The organism is Pseudoxanthomonas sp. LARHCG66 (assembly GCF_052871755.1).
Genome location: NZ_JBIXJW010000001.1, coordinates 649,880 through 666,238 on the forward strand (window position 1 = coordinate 649,880; position 16,359 = coordinate 666,238).

Sequence of the window (16,359 nt, forward strand, 5' to 3'; positions counted from 1 at the left end):
GCGTGCGGTCGCGACTCACGTCGCTCCTACAACTGCGAGCTCGCGGCTGGGTTTCCAGCAGAAGAAGCGCCACGCCGTCTGCTACCCTTTCCCACATGGAAAACGCCACCGAACCCACCCGCATCACCCCGATGGCCCAGCGCTTCCGCGGTTACCTGCCGGTGGTGGTGGACGTGGAAACCGGCGGCTTCGACTGGAACCGCCACGCACTGCTGGAAATGGCTGCGGTGCCGCTGGACCTGGACGAAAACGGATTGCTGGTCTGCGGCGAGACCGCCAGCGTGCACCTGCATCCGGCGCCCGGCACCGAAATCGATCCGAAGTCGCTGGAAGTCACCGGCATCGACCTCGACCACCCGTTCCGTTTCGCCAAACTGGAAAAGGATGCGCTGGACCATGTCTTCGCGCCCGTGCGTGCGGCGGTAAAGAAGCACGGGTGCCAACGCGCGATCCTGGTAGGCCACAACGCCCACTTCGACCTGAACTTCCTCAATGCGGCGGTCACGCGCGTGGCGCACAAGCGCAACCCGTTCCATCCCTTCAGCGTGTTCGATACGGTGACGCTCGCCGGCGTGGCCTACGGCCAGACCGTGCTGGCGCGCGCGGTGCAGGCGGCGGGCTTCGACTGGAATGCGGAGGACGCGCACTCCGCCGTCTACGATGCCGAGCAGACAGCGCGGCTGTTCTGCAAGATCGCCAATGCGTGGCCGCGCCCGCTGGGCTGAGCGCGCTGCATCACCCCTGGCCGCTACCGGCGGCCGCCACGACCGGACGTGCCGTCATCGCGGCACCCGCCGACGCGACGATGATCGCGGCGATGGCCAGCCACTGCAGCATCGACAGGCGTTCGTGCAGGAACAGCAGGCCGCACAACGCGGCGATGGCCGGCTCCAGGCTCATCAGCATGCCGAAAGTGCGCGTGGGCATCTTCGTCAGCGCGACCATCTCCAGGCTGTAGGGAATCGCGGTGGACAGCAGTGCCACCGCCAGCGCGACGGGCAACAACGCGGGCGCCAGCAGCGCTGCCCCGGCGTGCGCGACACCGAACGGCACCGCCACCGCCGCGGCGATGCAGCTGCCTATCGCGACCGTCTGCGGGCCATGCGCGTTGCCGGCCTTCTGGCCGAACACGATGTACATCGCCCAGCACGCACCCGCGCCGAGCGCGTACGCCACCCCCACGAGGTCCACTGCCTGCGCGCCCTGCTCCGGCACCAGCAGGACCAGCCCGGCGACGGCCAACGCCACCCAGACGACGTCGCGCAGATGGCGGGAACCGAACAGCGCCACGGCGAGCGGGCCGGTGAATTCGAGCGCGACGGCGATGCCCAGCGGCACCGTTTCCAGGGCCTTGTAGAACAGCAGGTTCATCAGCCCCAGCGAGGCGCCGTAGAACAGCAGCAGCGGCCATTGCGCCCGCGTGATGCGTGCCCGCCACGGGCGGAACACCATCACCAGGATCAATGTCGCCAGCGCCAGCCGCAACGCGGTGGCGCCGGTGGCACCCACCGCCGGGAACAGGCTCTTCGCCATCGACGCGCCGGCCTGGATGGACAGCATGGCGACGAGCAGCAGCGCGATCGGCTGCCAGTGGGCGGGCGCGGGGGAATTCGGGGACGACATGGCGACACTACCTGCGGACGCCGGAAGCGCCGCGCTTGAAGGATGAATGGATTGCGCACTATATTGCGCACCTCGAAGCTTACCGGATGCGCAATATAGTGCGCAACCCCTGCCCATGAGCGTACTTGAACACGTTGCCGAGAACGTCCGCCGCCTGCGGACCGCAGCCGGCCTCAGCCAACAGGCGCTGGCGGATGCCTCGGACGTCAGCCGCCGCATGCTGGTCGGGATCGAATCCGGGGATGCCAATGTCAGCCTCAATACCCTCGACCGGATCGCCGAGGCGTTGGAGGTGACGTTCGCCGACCTGGTGAAGGCGCCGGGCAATCCGAGCCGGGACCGCATCGAAGCCCTGGTCTGGAGCGGGCGCACGCCGGGCTCGCAGGGCGTGCTGCTGGCCAGTGCACCGGCAACCCACGACGTGGAGCTGTGGGCCTGGACGTTGATGCCCGGGGACCGCTACACCTCGGCGGCCGACCCGAGCGGATGGCACGAAATGTTCTTCGTCATCGAAGGCACGCTGGTGGTGGAACTGCCCGACGGAGAACATGCGGTCGATGCGGGCGATTTCTTCGTGTTCCCCAGCGACCGCGACTACGCCTATCGCAACGACGGCGACACACCGCTGCGCTTCATCCGCAACGTGGCGCACTGAGCTCGCACGGGACTATCGCGTGGGCGCAATGCCATGGCGGCGCAGCACGTCACGCACGCGGTCCAGCGGAATCGCCTCGACCGTCTCGCCATTGCCACTGACGGTGGTGGCCATGAACAGCGAGTTGTAGATCGCCTCTTCCACCGCTTCCACGCTGGCCTGGAATACCGCGCTCATCTGCTCGTTCGCGAGTTCGGCGGTTTCCAGCCGGGGCGCATCGAAGGCGCGCCGCACCGACTCGGCGGTGGAGAACGCGAGGATGTAATCCCCGCTGCCATTGGACGCCGAACTGCCCGTCCGGCCCAACCCCATCATTGCACGCGAGGCGACGCGCCGCAGGTTGCGGTCACTCAGCGGGGCATCGGTGGCGATGACGATGATGATCGATCCGTCCCCGCGATCATCCGCAGGACCGCGGCCTGCAGCAGCGCGCACCGCGACGGCATCCTGGAACGCGTAACGCGCCAGTTCACGGCCCACCGGCGCACCGGATACCTGCAGCACGCCACCGAAATTGCTTTGTACCAGCACGCCGACCGTCCAACCTCCCAGCGAACCGGGCAGCTTGCGCGAGGACGTACCGATGCCGCCCTTCCAGCCGAACGCCACCGTACCCGTGCCGGCGCCCACGCTGCCTTCCTGCACCGGACCATCATGGGCGGCTTCAAGCGCGCCCCGCACCGCCTCGGCCGTCACCGGACGGGCACGGATGTCGTTGAGACCGCCGTCATTGGTTTCACCGACGACCACGTTGAGCGAACGCACCTGCTGCATGCCCGGCTTGTCGAGCATCCAGGCCGCCATTGCATCCGCCGCCTTCCACACGCACAGGGTGCATGTCAGCAGGATGGGGGTTTCCAGTTCGCCCAGTTCGTTGACCTGGGTGCTGCCGATGAACTTGCCGAACCCGTTGCCGACATGCACTGCGGCCGGCACGCGCGAGCGGTACGTGTTGCCCGCATGCGGCAGGATTGCGGTGACACCGGTCCGCACGGTGTCGCCTTCCTTCAGCGTCACCTGCCCGACGCGCACGCCGGCGACATCGGTGATGGCATTGTGCGTGCCGGTCGCGAAGATGCCGGGGGCGACACCGAGGTCGCGGGCCCGTGCGCGCGGCGCTTCCTGCGCGATGGCGGTGAGCGAGGACAGCCCCAGCAGCAGCGCCGCCAGTCGAGGGAACGAAGGATGCGGCGTGCGGGACATGGGGACTCCTTTACTGGCGCTGGCGGACGGCCTCGAACAGGGTGACGCCGGCCGCGACCGACACGTTGAGGCTTTCGATGTCGCCGGGCATGGGAATCTTCACCAGCCCGTCGCAATGCTCGCGGGTCAGGCGACGCAGGCCATCGGCTTCGCCGCCCAGCGCCAGCGCCACGTTGCCGCGCAGGTCGGTGGCGTACAGCGAGGCATCCGCCTCGCCAGCCAGGCCATAGATCCACACGCCGAGCTGCTGCAGGTCGCGCAGGCAACGCGACAGATTGGTGACCTGCACGACCGGGATGCGGTCGGCCGCACCGGCCGACGTCTTGCGCACGGTCGCGTTGACGCCGACCGACTTGTCCTTGGGAATGATCACGGCGGTGACGCCGGCCGCGGCGGCGCTGCGCAGGCAGGCGCCAAGATTGTGCGGATCCTGCACGCCGTCCAGCACCAGCAGCAGCGCCTTGCCTTCGGCGGCTTCCACCAGACCCTGCAGTTCGTTCTCGTCCCAGGTCCTGGCAGCGGCATAGCGCGCGGCCACGCCCTGGTGGCGCAACGCGCCGGCCACGCCGTCCAGCGCCTGCCCGGTGACGCGACGCACGTCGATGCCCTTGCGACGTGCGTTCTCCTCGATCTCGGTCAGGCGCGCGTTCTTGCTGCCTCCCTCGATCAGGATCTCGCGCACGTTGTCGGCATCGTTCTCGACGGCCGAAGCGACCGCGTTGACGCCGACGATCCACTGGTTCTGCTTGCTCATGCGCTGTACGGCCGCGTTGGAAAGGCCGGCATTATCGCACCGACCGGTCGCTCAGCGCGGCGGCCACGCGGCCGTGTCGTTGTCGGGATGCTGGAACGACACCACTCCGGCAAGAAAGGCCGCCGCCGCCTCGTCTTCCTCGGTGCGCCGCTGCGGCAATGCAGGCAGGGTATCCACGTACGGCAGCTTGCCTTCCACCCCGTACTGCACCCACGGCGGCAATCCCGAGGGGTCGTCGAATGCCCCCGCGGCCAGCGCCACGCCGTCGGGCGCCTCATAGGTCAGCGGCGTGCCGCAGTCGGCACAGAAGCCGCGCCGGACGACGTTGGACGAGTGGAAGCGCTTCGGTTCGCCCCGCGTCCACTCCAGCACCGCGCCGCGCGTGGACACCAGCGGCGCGTAGTACGCACCGAATGCTTTCTGGCACATGCGGCAATGGCAGATGGAAGCGTCCTTCAGCTCGCCGCTGACGCGGAAACGGATCGCGCCGCATTGGCAGCCACCGGAGTGGGTCGGGATGGACATGGACTGACGCTCCTGGCGTGGGATGCGCATGTCGTTGCAGGACCACGCCCATCCTGCAACGCCCGACGACAAGGATCCCGTCATCCCCTCAAGCACCGGACGACGGTGCCGCCTTTGATCGTCATCCCGGCGGTAGCCGGGATCCATCCTGATACTGCCGTTGCACGCAGGTCCGTGCGAAGAGAGCGAAGATCAAAATGGGTCCCAGCGTGCGCTGGGACGACGGTGCCGCCCTTGATCGTCATCCCGGCGGAAGCCGGTATCCATCCTGATGCTGCCGTTTCACGCAGGTCCTTGAAGAAAGCCAAGATCAAGCTGGATCCCAGCGTGCGCTGGGACGACGGGCTTCAATCAGTACTTCTGCTTCCTGCGCTTGGCCGGCTGCCCACGCGGCTGGGGCGAGGGCGTGCCACCGTCTTTCGCCTTGTCGTCGACCAGGCGGAAGTCGATCTTGCGTTCCTCCAGGCTGGCCTTCAGCACGATGATGCGGACGCGGTCGCCCAGGCGGAACGACATGCCGCGGCGCTCGCCCGACAATGTCTTGCGCAGCGGATCGAAGTGGTAATAGTCCTGCGGCAGCTGGGTCACATGGACCAGGCCGTTGACCTTGGACTGGTCCAGCTCCACGAACAGGCCAAAGCTGGTGACGCCGCTGATCACGCCGTCGAACTGGCCGCCGACATGCTGCTCCATCCACGCCGCACGGTAGCGCTCATCGACTTCACGCTCGGCTTCGTCGGCGCGTCGCGCGCGTTCTGAACACTGCAGCGAAAGGGCCGCCATCTCGTGCGCGGAATATAGGAATTTCTCCGGCTTGCCCTTGGTCAGCGCGTACTTGATGGCGCGGTGCACGAGCAGGTCGGGATACCGGCGGATGGGCGACGTGAAGTGCGCGTAGGCCTCCAGCGCCAGGCCGAAATGGCCCGCATTGTCCGGCGAGTAGACCGCCAGGCTCTGGCTGCGCAGCACCACCGATTCCAGCAGGGCCACGTCGGGACGCTCGCGGATCTTCTTCAGCAGCTGGGTGAAATCCCGTGGCTGCACCTTGCTCCAGGCCGGCAGGCTCAACTTGAATTCCTTCAGGAACTCGAGCAGGTCGGCGTACTTGGATTCCGGCGGCCGGTCATGCACACGGTACGGCGCGGGAATGCGCGCGCCCAGCAGGAACCTGGCGGCTTCCACGTTGGCCGCGATCATGCATTCCTCGATCAGCTTGTGCGCATCGTTCCGCTGCAACATGCCGGCCTGGGTGACTTCCCCGCGGTTGTCCAGCTCGAAGCGGACTTCGGACGTCTCGAACTCGATCGCCCCACGCTTCTCGCGCGCCTTGGCCAGCAGGCCATACAGCTCGTGCAGGCGCTCGACCTGCGGCAGCAAGGCGCCGATGGACTGGCGGGCCTCGGCGTCGCCCTCGCCCACTGCCTTCCACACCTGGTCGTAGGTGAGGCGTGCGTGCGAGCGCATCACCGCCTCGTAGAACTTCGACTGGGTGACTTCGCCCTCGCTGTTGACCTGCATGTCGCAGACGAAACACATGCGGTCCACTTTCGGATTCAGCGAGCAGATGCCGTTGGACAACGTCTCCGGCAGCATGGGCACCACGAAACCCGGGAAGTACACCGAGGTCGCGCGCTTCTGCGCTTCATCATCCAGCGGCGTACCCGGGCGCACGTAGTGCGAGACATCGGCGATGGCCACCACCAGGCGGTAGCCGCTGCGGTTCTTCATGCGCAGGCCCTGGCGATTGCTCTCGCAATACACCGCATCGTCGAAGTCCTTCGCATCGGCGCCGTCGATTGTCACCAGCGGCATGTCGCGCAGGTCCACGCGATCGCCGATCATCGAGGGCTCGATGACCAGCGGCACGGCCGTGGCCTCGTCCAGCACCTCCTGCGGGAACTCGTGCGGCAGGTTGTGGCCGTGGATCGCAGCCTCGACCACCAGCGATGGCGTCAGACTGTCGCCGAGCACGGCGATGACCTTGCCGATGGGCGGGCGCCGGGTGTCCGGCGCCTGGGTCAGTTCGACCACGACGAGCTGGCCGTCGCGCGCGCCACCGGTCGCGTCCTGCGGGATCTGGACGTTGCGCTGGATGCGCTTGTCGTCGGGCGCCACGTAGGCGATGCCCACTTCGAAACCGAACCGCCCGATCAGGCGGGTGACGCCACGCTCCAGCACGCGCGCGATGCTGCCTTCGCGACGACCGCGGCGATCGATGCCGGTGACGTTGGCCAGCGCGCGGTCGCCATGCATGACCTTGCGCATTTCGTAGGGCGGCAGGAACAGGTCGTCGCCGCCCGCATCAGGACGCAGGAAACCGAAGCCGTCGGGATTGGCGATCACCGTGCCGGAGATGAGGTCGGTCTGCTGCACGGGCGCGAAACCGCCGCGCCGGTTCTGCACGAGTTGGCCATCGCGGACCATCGCGCCCAGCCGCTTGGACAGCGCATCGAAACGCTCGGGTGCGTCCAGGCCCAGCGGACCGGCGATTTCCTCCGCCGTCTGCGGACCTTCCGCTGCTTCGAGGAAGCCGAGGATGGCCTCGCGACTGGCGATGGGTTGTTCATAACGTTGCGCTTCGCGTTGCGCATGGGGATCGACGAAACGACCGCCCGTACGTGATCCGGAGCCGGGGTTGCGGCGCGCGGGCGGTGCGCCGGCATGCGTGCGGGACGGCGCTCGCGCGGGCACATCGGGCATCCAGGGCGGGAGGCTCTTCTTGGCCGGCTTGCCGGGCTTGCCGGACTTGCCAGAGGGGGCCGGCTTGCCGGCGTTGCGGGAACCGGGCGTGCCGCCTGGCTTGCTTCCTTTCCCGGCGGGCGTCTTGCCGCCGCTGCGTGGTGTCTTGTTGGTCATGGGGGGATGGTACACCCCGCCTGAACAACGCCATGCGAAGGGGACCGTTGACAATCCCCCGCACTCCCCACAAAATGCGCGCCTCGCTTACCTGCCCAGGTGGCGGAATTGGTAGACGCACTAGTTTCAGGTACTAGCGGGTAAAACCGTGGAGGTTCGAGTCCTCTCCTGGGCACCACGCATCACGAAACCCTCGCGCAAGCGGGGGTTTCTTGTTTTCGGGGTTCCGGCCTGTGTGCTTCATCACGACGCACCCGCCGGTCCCCGCGACGACGCCGGGCGCACGCATCGCCGCACGCGTTAGGCTGGGCGCCTGACATCCGACCCGACATCGAGCACAGGGGGCGCGAATGGAGTTCCAGCAGATCCTCTTCCTTGCCATCCTGGCAATCACGTTGGGTCTGTTCGTCAGCGAAAAACTCCGCGTCGACCTGGTCGCGCTACTCGCGCTGCTCGCGCTCACGCTGACGGGCATCCTCGGCCCGAAGGAAGCGCTGTCGGGCTTCGCCAGCGAACCGGCGATCATCGTCGCCGCCGTGTTCGTGCTGTCGGCCGGCTTGTCCGCCACCGGCATCACCGAACGCATCGGTGCCGGCATCGGCAGGGCGGCCGGCGGCAGCGAATGGCGCACGATCGCCGTGGTGATGCCCGCCACTGCCGCACTGGCAGCGTTCTCGCACCACGTGATGGTCACCGCGATGATGCTGCCCATCCTGATGCGGATCGCCCGCGAGCAGAAGCTTGCCGCATCGCGCCTGCTGATGCCGATGTCGCTGGCGGCATCGCTCGGCACCACGCTGACCTTGTTCAGCGCGCCCGCCTTCCTGCTGTCCAACGACCTGATCAAGCGCGCGGGATTGCCGGGGCTGGACATCTTCGCCATCACGCCCATCGGTGCCGCCCTGGTGGTGCTGGGGACCGCCTACATGCTGCTGGGACGCTGGCTGGTACCCAAGCGCGAGGGTGAAACACCGCAGGGCGACTACCTGAAGCTGGACCGTTACTACACCGAACTGCTGGTGGAAGAAGCCTCGCCGTGGGTGGGCAAGACGCGCGGCGAATTCGCCGAAGCGTTCGACAAGCGGCTCCAGGTGGTGGACTGGCTGCGCCAGGGCATGCGTCGCCGCAACCAGCGGATGGACGGCAAGCTTGATGCCGGGGATGTGCTGCTGGTGCGGGCCTCGCCGGACGAGATCGCCTCCATCCGCAATGAGACCGGCTTGGCCCTGCATGCCGTGGCCAAGTACGGCGAAAAACCAAACGACCAACCGAAGACCGAAGCCCTGGGCGAAGAGCAGCTGGTACAGGCCGTGGTCGCGCCGCATTCCGAGTTCGTCGGCCGCAGCGTCGCCGACATCGATTTCCTGCGGAACCTGGGCGTGGTGGTGGTCGGCCTGTGGCGCCGCGAAGGCTGGCTGCATGGCGAGCTCTCGGAAATGGTGCTGCAGGAGGGCGACCTGCTCGTGCTGTGGGGTCAGCAGCAGAACCTCGAACCGCTGGCGGCCCATCACGGCTTCCTGATGCTGATGCCGTTCGGTGGCAGGGAGAAACCGCGTCGTCGTGCGCCCATCGCCCTGCTGATCATGGCGGCGGCGGTGGCGGCCGCGGCCACCGAGGTGCTCGCGCCGCACATCGCCTTCCTCGCCGGCGCGGTCGCCATGGTGCTCACGCGCTGCGTGGACATCGAGCGCGCCTACCAGGAAATCGACGTGCGTATCTTCGTGATGATCGGCGGCGTTATCCCGCTGGGCATCGCCATGGAGAAGACCGGCACTGCGGCGCTGGTGGCGGACCTGCTGCTCAACCACACCGCACACTGGTCGCCGCTGGTGCTGCTGCTGGTGATGTTCGGTACCGCCGCGCTGCTGACGCAGATCCTGTCCGACGCCGCGACGACGGTACTGCTCGCCCCCATCGCGCTGGCGCTGGCGGGTGGCCTGGAGCTGAACCCGGTGCCCTTCGTCGTATGCACGGCGATGGGAGCGGTGGCCTCGTTCCTCACCCCGATCGGCCACCACGGCAACCTGCTGATCCTCAACCCCGGCCGCTACACCTTCGGCGATTTCCTGCGCGTCGGCGTTCCGCTCACGCTGGGCATCGCCTTCACCACGGCGTGGCTGGCGCGCTGGCTGTGGCTGGACGGTCCGTTGCTGCCCGGTAGCATCGGGTGAGACGGGGTGGCGGGTAGAATGGCGGGGTCGACCACGACCCGCAGACTGCAAGCCCGCAATGACCGAAACGATCCGCCCCACCTTCCACGGCTTCGAGCAGATACCGCTGCGCGAGTACGCCGAGCGCGCCTACCTCGATTACTCCATGTACGTGGTGCTCGACCGCGCCCTGCCCTTCATCGGCGACGGTCTGAAGCCCGTGCAGCGGCGCATCGTCTATGCGATGAGCGAGCTGGGCCTGAATGCCGGCGCCAAGCCGAAGAAGTCCGCGCGTACCGTCGGCGACGTCATCGGCAAATACCACCCGCACGGCGACAGCGCGTGCTACGAGGCGCTGGTGCTGATGGCGCAGCCGTTCTCCTACCGTTATCCGCTGATCGAAGGCCAGGGCAACTTCGGCTCGCCCGACGATCCCAAGTCGTTCGCGGCCATGCGCTACACGGAATCCAAGCTCACGCCGATCGCCGAAGTGCTGCTGGGCGAGCTGGGCCAGGGCACGGCGGACTGGACGCCCAATTTCGACGGCACGCTGGAGGAGCCCACCTGGTTGCCGGCGCGCCTGCCGCACCTGCTGCTCAACGGCACCACCGGCATTGCGGTCGGCATGGCCACCGACGTGCCGCCCCACAATCTCAACGAGATCGTCAGCGCCTGCATCCGGCTGATCGACGACCCGGATGCCACGGTCGCCGACCTGTGCGAGCACGTGCGGGGCCCCGACTATCCCACCAGGGCCGAGATCATCACCGCGCCATCGGACCTCCGCGCGATGTACGAAAACGGTACCGGCAGCGTCCGCGCGCGCGCCGTCTGGCGCAAGGACAACGCCAACATCGTCATCGATGCCCTGCCCTACCAGGTCTCGCCGTCGAAGGTGATCGAACAGATCGCCGCCCAGATGCGCGCGAAAAAGCTGCCCTGGCTGGAAGACATCCGCGACGAATCCGACCACGCCAACCCCGTGCGCGTAGTGCTGATTCCGCGTTCCAACCGCGTGGATGCCGAACAGCTGATGGGCCACCTGTTCGCCACGACCGACCTGGAGAAGAGTTACCGGGTCAACCTCAACATCATCGGACTGGATGGCCGGCCGCAGGTCAAGAACCTGAAGATGTTGCTGACCGAGTGGCTGGCCTTCCGCAGCGACACCGTCACCCGCCGCCTGAAGCACCGGCTGGAAAAAGTCGAGCGCCGCCTGCACCTGCTGGAAGGCCTGCTGGTGGCGTTCCTCAACCTGGATGAAGTCATCCGCATCATCCGCACCGAGGACGAGCCCAGGGCCGCGTTGATCGCACGCTTCGCATTGAGCGAGGAGCAGGCGGACTACATCCTCGACACCAGGCTGAAGCAACTCGCCCGCCTTGAGGAAATGAAGATCCGCGGCGAGCAGGACGAACTCGCCAGCGAGCGCGAGAAGCTGATCGCCACGCTGGACTCCAAGGCCAAGCTGAAAAAGCTGATCAAGGACGAGCTCACCGCCGATGCGAAGAAATTCGGCGACGCGCGCATGTCGCCGCTGGTGCAACGCGATGCCGCACAGGCGCTGGATGAAACCGAACTGGTTGCCAGCGAGCCGATGACGGTCGTGATGTCGGCGAAGGGCTGGATCCGTGCGGCCAAGGGCCACGACATGGATGCGGCCACGCTTTCCTACCGCGACGGCGACAGCCTGCTCGCAGCTGTGCGTTCGCGCAGTACGCAGCAGGTGGCGTTCCTCGATTCGGAGGGCCGCAGCTATTCCACCGCCGTGCACACGCTGCCATCGGCGCGCGGCAATGGCGAGCCCCTCACGGGCCGGTTCTCTCCTGCCGCGGGCGCATCGTTCCAGGCGCTGGCCAGCGGCGACAACGACACGCGCTTCGTGCTGGCCTCGTCGCATGGCTACGGCTTCGTGACCCGCTTCGAGAACCTCACCGGTCGCCAGAAGGCCGGCAAGGCCATGCTCAACCTGACCGCCGGTGCCCATGTACTGCAACCGTCGGCGGTGCCGAATGCGGAAACCGACCGCATCGTCGCGGTGACCAGCGCCGGCCACCTGCTGGCGTTCCCCGTCAGCGAACTGCCGGAACTCGACAAGGGCAAGGGCAACAAGATCATCGAAATCCCGAAGGCCAAGCTGGGCACCGAGCATGTCGTCGCCATCGCCGCGGTGTCGCCCGGCGGCACGCTGCAGGTGAAAAGCGGCCAGCGCACGATGAGCCTGTCGTTCAAGGACCTGGATGCCTACGTCGGTGCGCGCGCGACGCGGGGTGGGTTGTTGCCGCGGGGTTGGCAGAAGGTCGATGGACTGGATGTCCAGTAGTCCACCGCATGGACGCGCTGCGGCGCGTTCGTGATCGCGACGCCCTGCATGCAACAGGGCGGCATTGCTGTAGGAGGGGCTTCAGCCCCGACCGCTTTACACGCGGAGAAGCCTCGGGGCTGAAGCCCCTCCTACAACAGCTGGGCGAGTTTCAATCCAACGGTTTCGACGAGGGTCGCACGAATGGATAGCGGATTCTGGTTGCAGCGATGGCAGGAAGGCCAGATCGGTTTCCACCGCAGCGACGTGATGCCGCTGTTGGAAAAACACTGGCCATCGCTGCAGCTGCGTGCCGATGCCCGCGTCCTGGTGCCGCTGTGCGGCAAATCGCTGGACATGCACTGGCTGGCCGCGCAGGGATACCGCGTGCTGGGCGTGGAACTGTCGCCCCTGGCCGTGGCGCAGTTCTTCCAGGAGGCGGGCGTGGAGCCAGTCAGGGCGGTCAGCCAGTACGGTGAGCACTTCACTGCCGGCCCCATCGAGATCATCCTGGGGGATGCGTTCGGACTGGAGCCAGCGCTGCTTGCCGATGTCGAGGCGGTCTATGACCGTGCAGCGCTGATCGCGCTCCCGCCCGCCCTGCGCCGCCGCTACCTCGACACGCTGTATGCCGCGTTGCCGTCCGGCTGCCGGGGCCTGCTGATCACGCTGGAGTACCCGCAGCAGCAGAAGGACGGTCCGCCATTCTCGGTCGGGCAGGCGGAAGTCGAGGCGCTGTTCGCTTCACCGTGGCAGCACGTGCTGCTCGAGCGGCGCGACATCCTGGACCAGGAGCCGCGCTTCCAGGCGGAAGGCCTGACCGCGCTCACCACCGCCGTCTATCGGCTTCGCCGGGCCTGAGTCTTCGCCTCAGCCCGAAACGCTGCCACCGTCCAGCTTCGACGTGAGGTACAGCTCGATGCCCAGGCGCTTGATCAGGCCCAGTTGCTGTTCCAGCCAGTGTGCGTGGTCTTCCTCGGTGTCCTTGAGCTGGGCCAGCAGGATCTCGCGGCTGACATAGTCGCCATGCTGTTCGCACAGACCGACACCCTTGGCCAGATTCGCGCGTACGGCGTATTCGACCTCCAGGTCGCGCTGCAGCATCTCCTCGACCGTCCTGCCCGCGACGAACGACTCCGGGCGCATGTCCGGATCGCCCTCCAGGAACAGGATGCGGCGCAGCAGCGCATCGGCGTGCTGGGTTTCTTCCTGCATCTCGTGGTCGATGCGGTTGAACAGCGCCTTCAGCCCCATGTCCTCGTAGCGGCGGGAATGGATGAAGTACTGGTCGCGGGCAGCGAGTTCGCCGCGCAGCAGGAACTTGAGATAGTCGACGACGTCGGGATGGCCTTTCATGGCACGTGGCTCCGGTAGCGAGGCGCACAGGATGCCCGATCGGGCACCATGATGACCGAATCGGAATCACTCTCGTTCGTCGTTGCGCTGCGGCAGTGGCGGTCATGGCTTCCATGGAATAATCGGCCGCGACCCCCACGCTCCTACCGCAAGGATCCCGCAATGCTGAAGTGGACCCGGCGCATCGCGCTGCTGCTGTTGGCCCTCGTTGTCGTGGCATTGCTTGTGGTGTGGTGGTTGATGCGGGGCAGCCTGGCCCGGCTGGAAGGCGAGTCCGGCCTGGCCGGACTGTCGGCACCGGTCTCGATCCAGCGCGATGCACTGGGCGTGGTGACCATCGACGCCGCCAGCGAGGCCGACGCCACCCGCGCACTGGGATACGTGCACGCCCAGGAACGGTACTTCGAGATGGACCTGATGCGGCGCAGTTCCGCCGGCGAACTGTCGGAACTGTTCGGCCCCATTGCCGTGGACATGGACAAGGAGCGCCGCACCCACCGCATCCGCGCACGGGTATCCGCGCACCTGGGCGAATTCGCGGGCGACCGCATGCCGCAGCTCGAAGCCTATGCCGCTGGCGTCAACGCCGGACTTGGCGACCTGCGGGCACGTCCCTGGCCCTACCTGTTGCTGCGGCAATCGCCGCGCGCCTGGGAGGTGACCGACTCGGCGCTGGCCGGATACGCGATGTACTTCGACCTGCAGGACTCCGGGAACCTGCGCGAGCTCGGCCTGTGGAAGATCCGCCAGCACGTGCCGCCGGCCCTGTTCGACCTGCTGACCCACGATGGCACCGAATGGGACGCACCGCTCTACGGGCAGGCACGAGGCAACGCCGCGCTTCCACCGGCGACGGGCGTCGACCTGCGCACGCTGCCGATGCCGAAGACCGACTCGCACCAGCGCCTGGCCGACAAGGGCACGCCCGGCAGCAACAACTGGGCGGTGGCCGGCGCACTGACCGCCGACGGCCGCGCCATCGTTGCCGACGACATGCATCTGGGCCTGCGTGCGCCCAACATCTGGTTCCGCGTCCGCCTGCGTTATCCGAACCCGCGCGCGCCCGGCGGGAGGGTCGATGTATCCGGCTTCAGCCTGCCCGGCCTGCCCGCCATCATCGTCGGCAGCAACGGGCATGTGGCATGGGGCTTCACCAACAGCTATGCGGACACCGCGGACTGGTATCCGGTGAAGCCGTGCAACAAGGGCGATGATCCGGCCACCTGCGATGCGATCGAACGCCATGCCGAAACCATCCGCGTGGCCGGTGCCGATGCCGTCACGCTGGACGTTGTCGACACGCGCTACGGGCCCATCGTGCATCCCGCGACGCCCGGCAAGCCCGCGCTGGCCCTGCGTTGGGTCGCACACCAGCCCGGCGCGCTGAACTTCGGCCTGGTGGATTTCGCCACCGCCGGTGATCTTCCCTCCGTGCTGTCAGTCGCACAGCGCACCGCCACGCCGGCACAGAATCTCGTCATCGCGGACCACAAGGGGCGCGTCGCCTGGCGCATCCTGGGCCCACTGGCATCGCGCGCGGGTGCATGCACGCACTCGCTGGAGTTCACGCGCGGCAGCGCGGATGCATCAGCAGCCACCCCCGCACCACCGAGCCGATGCACACCGTGGCTCATCTCCAGCCAGCTCACGCCGGTACTGACCTCGCCGCCCAACCACCGTTTGTGGACCGCGAATGCGCGCGTCCTGGAAGGAGATGCGCTGGCACGGGTCGGCGATGGCGGCTATGCGCTGGGCGCGCGTGCCAGGCAGATCCGCGACGGCCTGCTGGCGAAGGAACGCTTCACCGAAAAGGACCTGCTGGCCATCCAGCTCGACGATCGCGCCGTGTTCCTGCAGCGCTGGTGGCAACTGCTGCAGGATGAAGCCGGACGATCGCCCGCGGACTCCTCCGTGAAGGCACTCGCGGATGCGGGCAGGACCTGGGAAGGCGTCGCCAGCGTCGACTCCGTCAGCTATCGCCTCGTGCGCGCCTGGCGCCTCGCCGTGCATGCGCGCATCGCCGATGGCCTGACCGCACCGGCACAGGCAGCCCTGGGCAACGACTTCATCATGCCCGACCTGCCGCAGTTGGAAGGCGTCGCCTGGCCATTGCTCGAACAGCGTCCCCCGCATCTGTTGTCGCGCCGCTACAGGACGTGGGATGCCCTGCTGGAAGACGCGGCGAAGGAAGTCCGCGAAGACCTGGCCGATCAAGGGCCGCTGGCGCAGCGTCGCTGGGGCGAGCGCAACACTGCGAAGATCTGCCATCCGCTGGCGAACGCCCTGCCCGCCTTCCTCAAGCCCAAGCTCTGCATGCCGGGCGAACCGCTCGCCGGTGACGGCGCCATGCCGCGCGTGCAGGGTCCGTCCTTCGGCGCCTCGGAACGCATGGTGGTGTCGCCCGGCCACGAGGCCGACGGCATCATCCACATGCCGGGCGGCCAGAGTGGCCACCCGATGTCGCCGTTCTGGGGCGCAGGCCATGACGACTGGGTACACGGACGGCCGACGCCATTCCTGCCGGGCGATGCCGCCCACACACTGACGCTGCGTCCCGCCAACGCTCAGCCCAGGTAGTGATCCGGTACCGCCAGCCCCTGCTGGCGGAAGAAGCTGAGCTGGTCGAAGTAGCCGCGCTGGAACACGATGCGACCGTCGCGCACGCGGAAGAAGCCGCAGCCGCGCAGTCCGAGCGGATCGCGCCATTCCATGACGGCCCACTCGCCGTCCTCGAGGATCTGTTCCACCTTGCACACCATCGTCGCGCGCGCGAATTCGGTGCGGAACAGCATCGCGATCGCCTCGCGTCCGTGCAGCGGGTCGGCCACCACCTGGTGATTCACCGCGTCTTCCGTATACAGCGCGGCCAGGCCATCCACGTCCGCCGCGTTGAAGCGGCGGACCCATTCGCGCACCACGTCGGCGGGTGACATCG

The 16,359-nt window shown here is 67.4% G+C and carries 13 protein-coding genes and 1 tRNA gene; 7 read left to right on the forward strand and 7 right to left on the reverse strand.

Features of this window, described 5'->3' with window-relative positions; translation table 11 throughout:
- Positions 1-95 precede the first annotated feature (95 nt).
- A complete protein-coding gene (gene rnt / locus ACIPRS_RS03175; RefSeq protein ID WP_446537481.1) occupies positions 96-725 on the forward strand; it encodes a ribonuclease T in 630 nt (209 codons plus the stop codon).
- Between the two features lie 10 nt (positions 726-735).
- Here rnt and rhtA read toward each other — a convergent pair whose 3' ends face one another.
- Complete coding sequence (gene rhtA / locus ACIPRS_RS03180) at positions 736-1,623, reverse strand: threonine/homoserine exporter RhtA (RefSeq protein ID WP_446537482.1); 888 nt, start codon at positions 1,621-1,623, stop codon at positions 736-738.
- A 115-nt stretch (positions 1,624-1,738) separates the two neighbouring features.
- On the opposite strand from rhtA, the gene ACIPRS_RS03185 reads away from it, so the two are divergent.
- The gene (locus ACIPRS_RS03185; RefSeq protein ID WP_225590811.1) at positions 1,739-2,278 is read left to right on the forward strand and encodes a helix-turn-helix domain-containing protein; all 540 of its coding nucleotides are present in this window, start codon (positions 1,739-1,741) and stop codon (positions 2,276-2,278) included.
- A 12-nt stretch (positions 2,279-2,290) separates the two neighbouring features.
- Here the strand turns inward: ACIPRS_RS03185 and ACIPRS_RS03190 are convergent, their stop codons facing one another.
- The 4 genes from ACIPRS_RS03190 to rnr form a co-directional block, all read right to left on the reverse strand.
- Positions 2,291-3,481 (reverse strand): DmpA family aminopeptidase, encoded by a 1,191-nt coding sequence (locus ACIPRS_RS03190; RefSeq protein WP_446537483.1) that lies wholly within the window; start codon positions 3,479-3,481, stop codon positions 2,291-2,293.
- A 10-nt stretch (positions 3,482-3,491) separates the two neighbouring features.
- A complete protein-coding gene (gene rlmB / locus ACIPRS_RS03195) occupies positions 3,492-4,235 on the reverse strand; it encodes a 23S rRNA (guanosine(2251)-2'-O)-methyltransferase RlmB (protein WP_337730272.1) in 744 nt (247 codons plus the stop codon).
- Positions 4,236-4,286: 51 nt separating this feature from the next.
- Positions 4,287-4,760 (reverse strand): GFA family protein, encoded by a 474-nt coding sequence (locus ACIPRS_RS03200; protein ID WP_446537484.1) that lies wholly within the window; start codon positions 4,758-4,760, stop codon positions 4,287-4,289.
- Positions 4,761-5,111: 351 nt separating this feature from the next.
- The gene (rnr, locus tag ACIPRS_RS03205; protein WP_446537485.1) at positions 5,112-7,616 is read right to left on the reverse strand and encodes a ribonuclease R; all 2,505 of its coding nucleotides are present in this window, start codon (positions 7,614-7,616) and stop codon (positions 5,112-5,114) included.
- 93 nt (positions 7,617-7,709) lie between these two features.
- On the opposite strand from rnr, the gene ACIPRS_RS03210 reads away from it, so the two are divergent.
- The 4 genes from ACIPRS_RS03210 (at position 7,710) to ACIPRS_RS03225 (ending at position 12,929) form a co-directional block, all read left to right on the forward strand.
- Positions 7,710-7,794, forward strand: a tRNA-Leu gene (locus ACIPRS_RS03210).
- A gap of 172 nt (positions 7,795-7,966) precedes the next feature.
- Positions 7,967-9,787 carry an SLC13 family permease gene (locus tag ACIPRS_RS03215; protein ID WP_446537486.1) on the forward strand — a complete coding sequence of 607 codons (1,821 nt, stop codon included), beginning with the start codon at positions 7,967-7,969 and terminating at the stop codon, positions 9,785-9,787.
- Between the two features lie 58 nt (positions 9,788-9,845).
- Positions 9,846-12,089, forward strand: a complete 2,244-nt coding sequence (gene parC / locus ACIPRS_RS03220) for a DNA topoisomerase IV subunit A (protein ID WP_337730276.1) — start codon at positions 9,846-9,848, stop codon at positions 12,087-12,089.
- Between the two features lie 183 nt (positions 12,090-12,272).
- Entirely contained in the window at positions 12,273-12,929 is a 657-nt protein-coding gene (locus ACIPRS_RS03225) for a thiopurine S-methyltransferase (RefSeq protein ID WP_446537487.1), read from the forward strand.
- Between the two features lie 9 nt (positions 12,930-12,938).
- On the opposite strand, the gene bfr is transcribed toward ACIPRS_RS03225, so the two are convergent.
- Positions 12,939-13,424 carry a bacterioferritin gene (gene bfr, locus ACIPRS_RS03230; RefSeq protein WP_192200597.1) on the reverse strand — a complete coding sequence of 162 codons (486 nt, stop codon included), beginning with the start codon at positions 13,422-13,424 and terminating at the stop codon, positions 12,939-12,941.
- A 162-nt stretch (positions 13,425-13,586) separates the two neighbouring features.
- On the opposite strand from bfr, the gene ACIPRS_RS03235 reads away from it, so the two are divergent.
- On the forward strand, positions 13,587-16,001 hold the full coding sequence (locus ACIPRS_RS03235) for a penicillin acylase family protein (RefSeq protein WP_446537488.1): 2,415 nt from the start codon (positions 13,587-13,589) through the stop codon (positions 15,999-16,001).
- On the opposite strand, the gene ACIPRS_RS03240 is transcribed toward ACIPRS_RS03235, so the two are convergent.
- Positions 15,989-16,357: a nuclear transport factor 2 family protein gene (locus ACIPRS_RS03240; RefSeq protein ID WP_446537489.1), complete on the reverse strand. Its 369-nt coding sequence runs from the start codon at positions 16,355-16,357 to the stop codon at positions 15,989-15,991. The two genes, ACIPRS_RS03235 and ACIPRS_RS03240, sit on opposite strands and share 13 nt — an antisense overlap.
- Positions 16,358-16,359 lie beyond the last annotated feature (2 nt).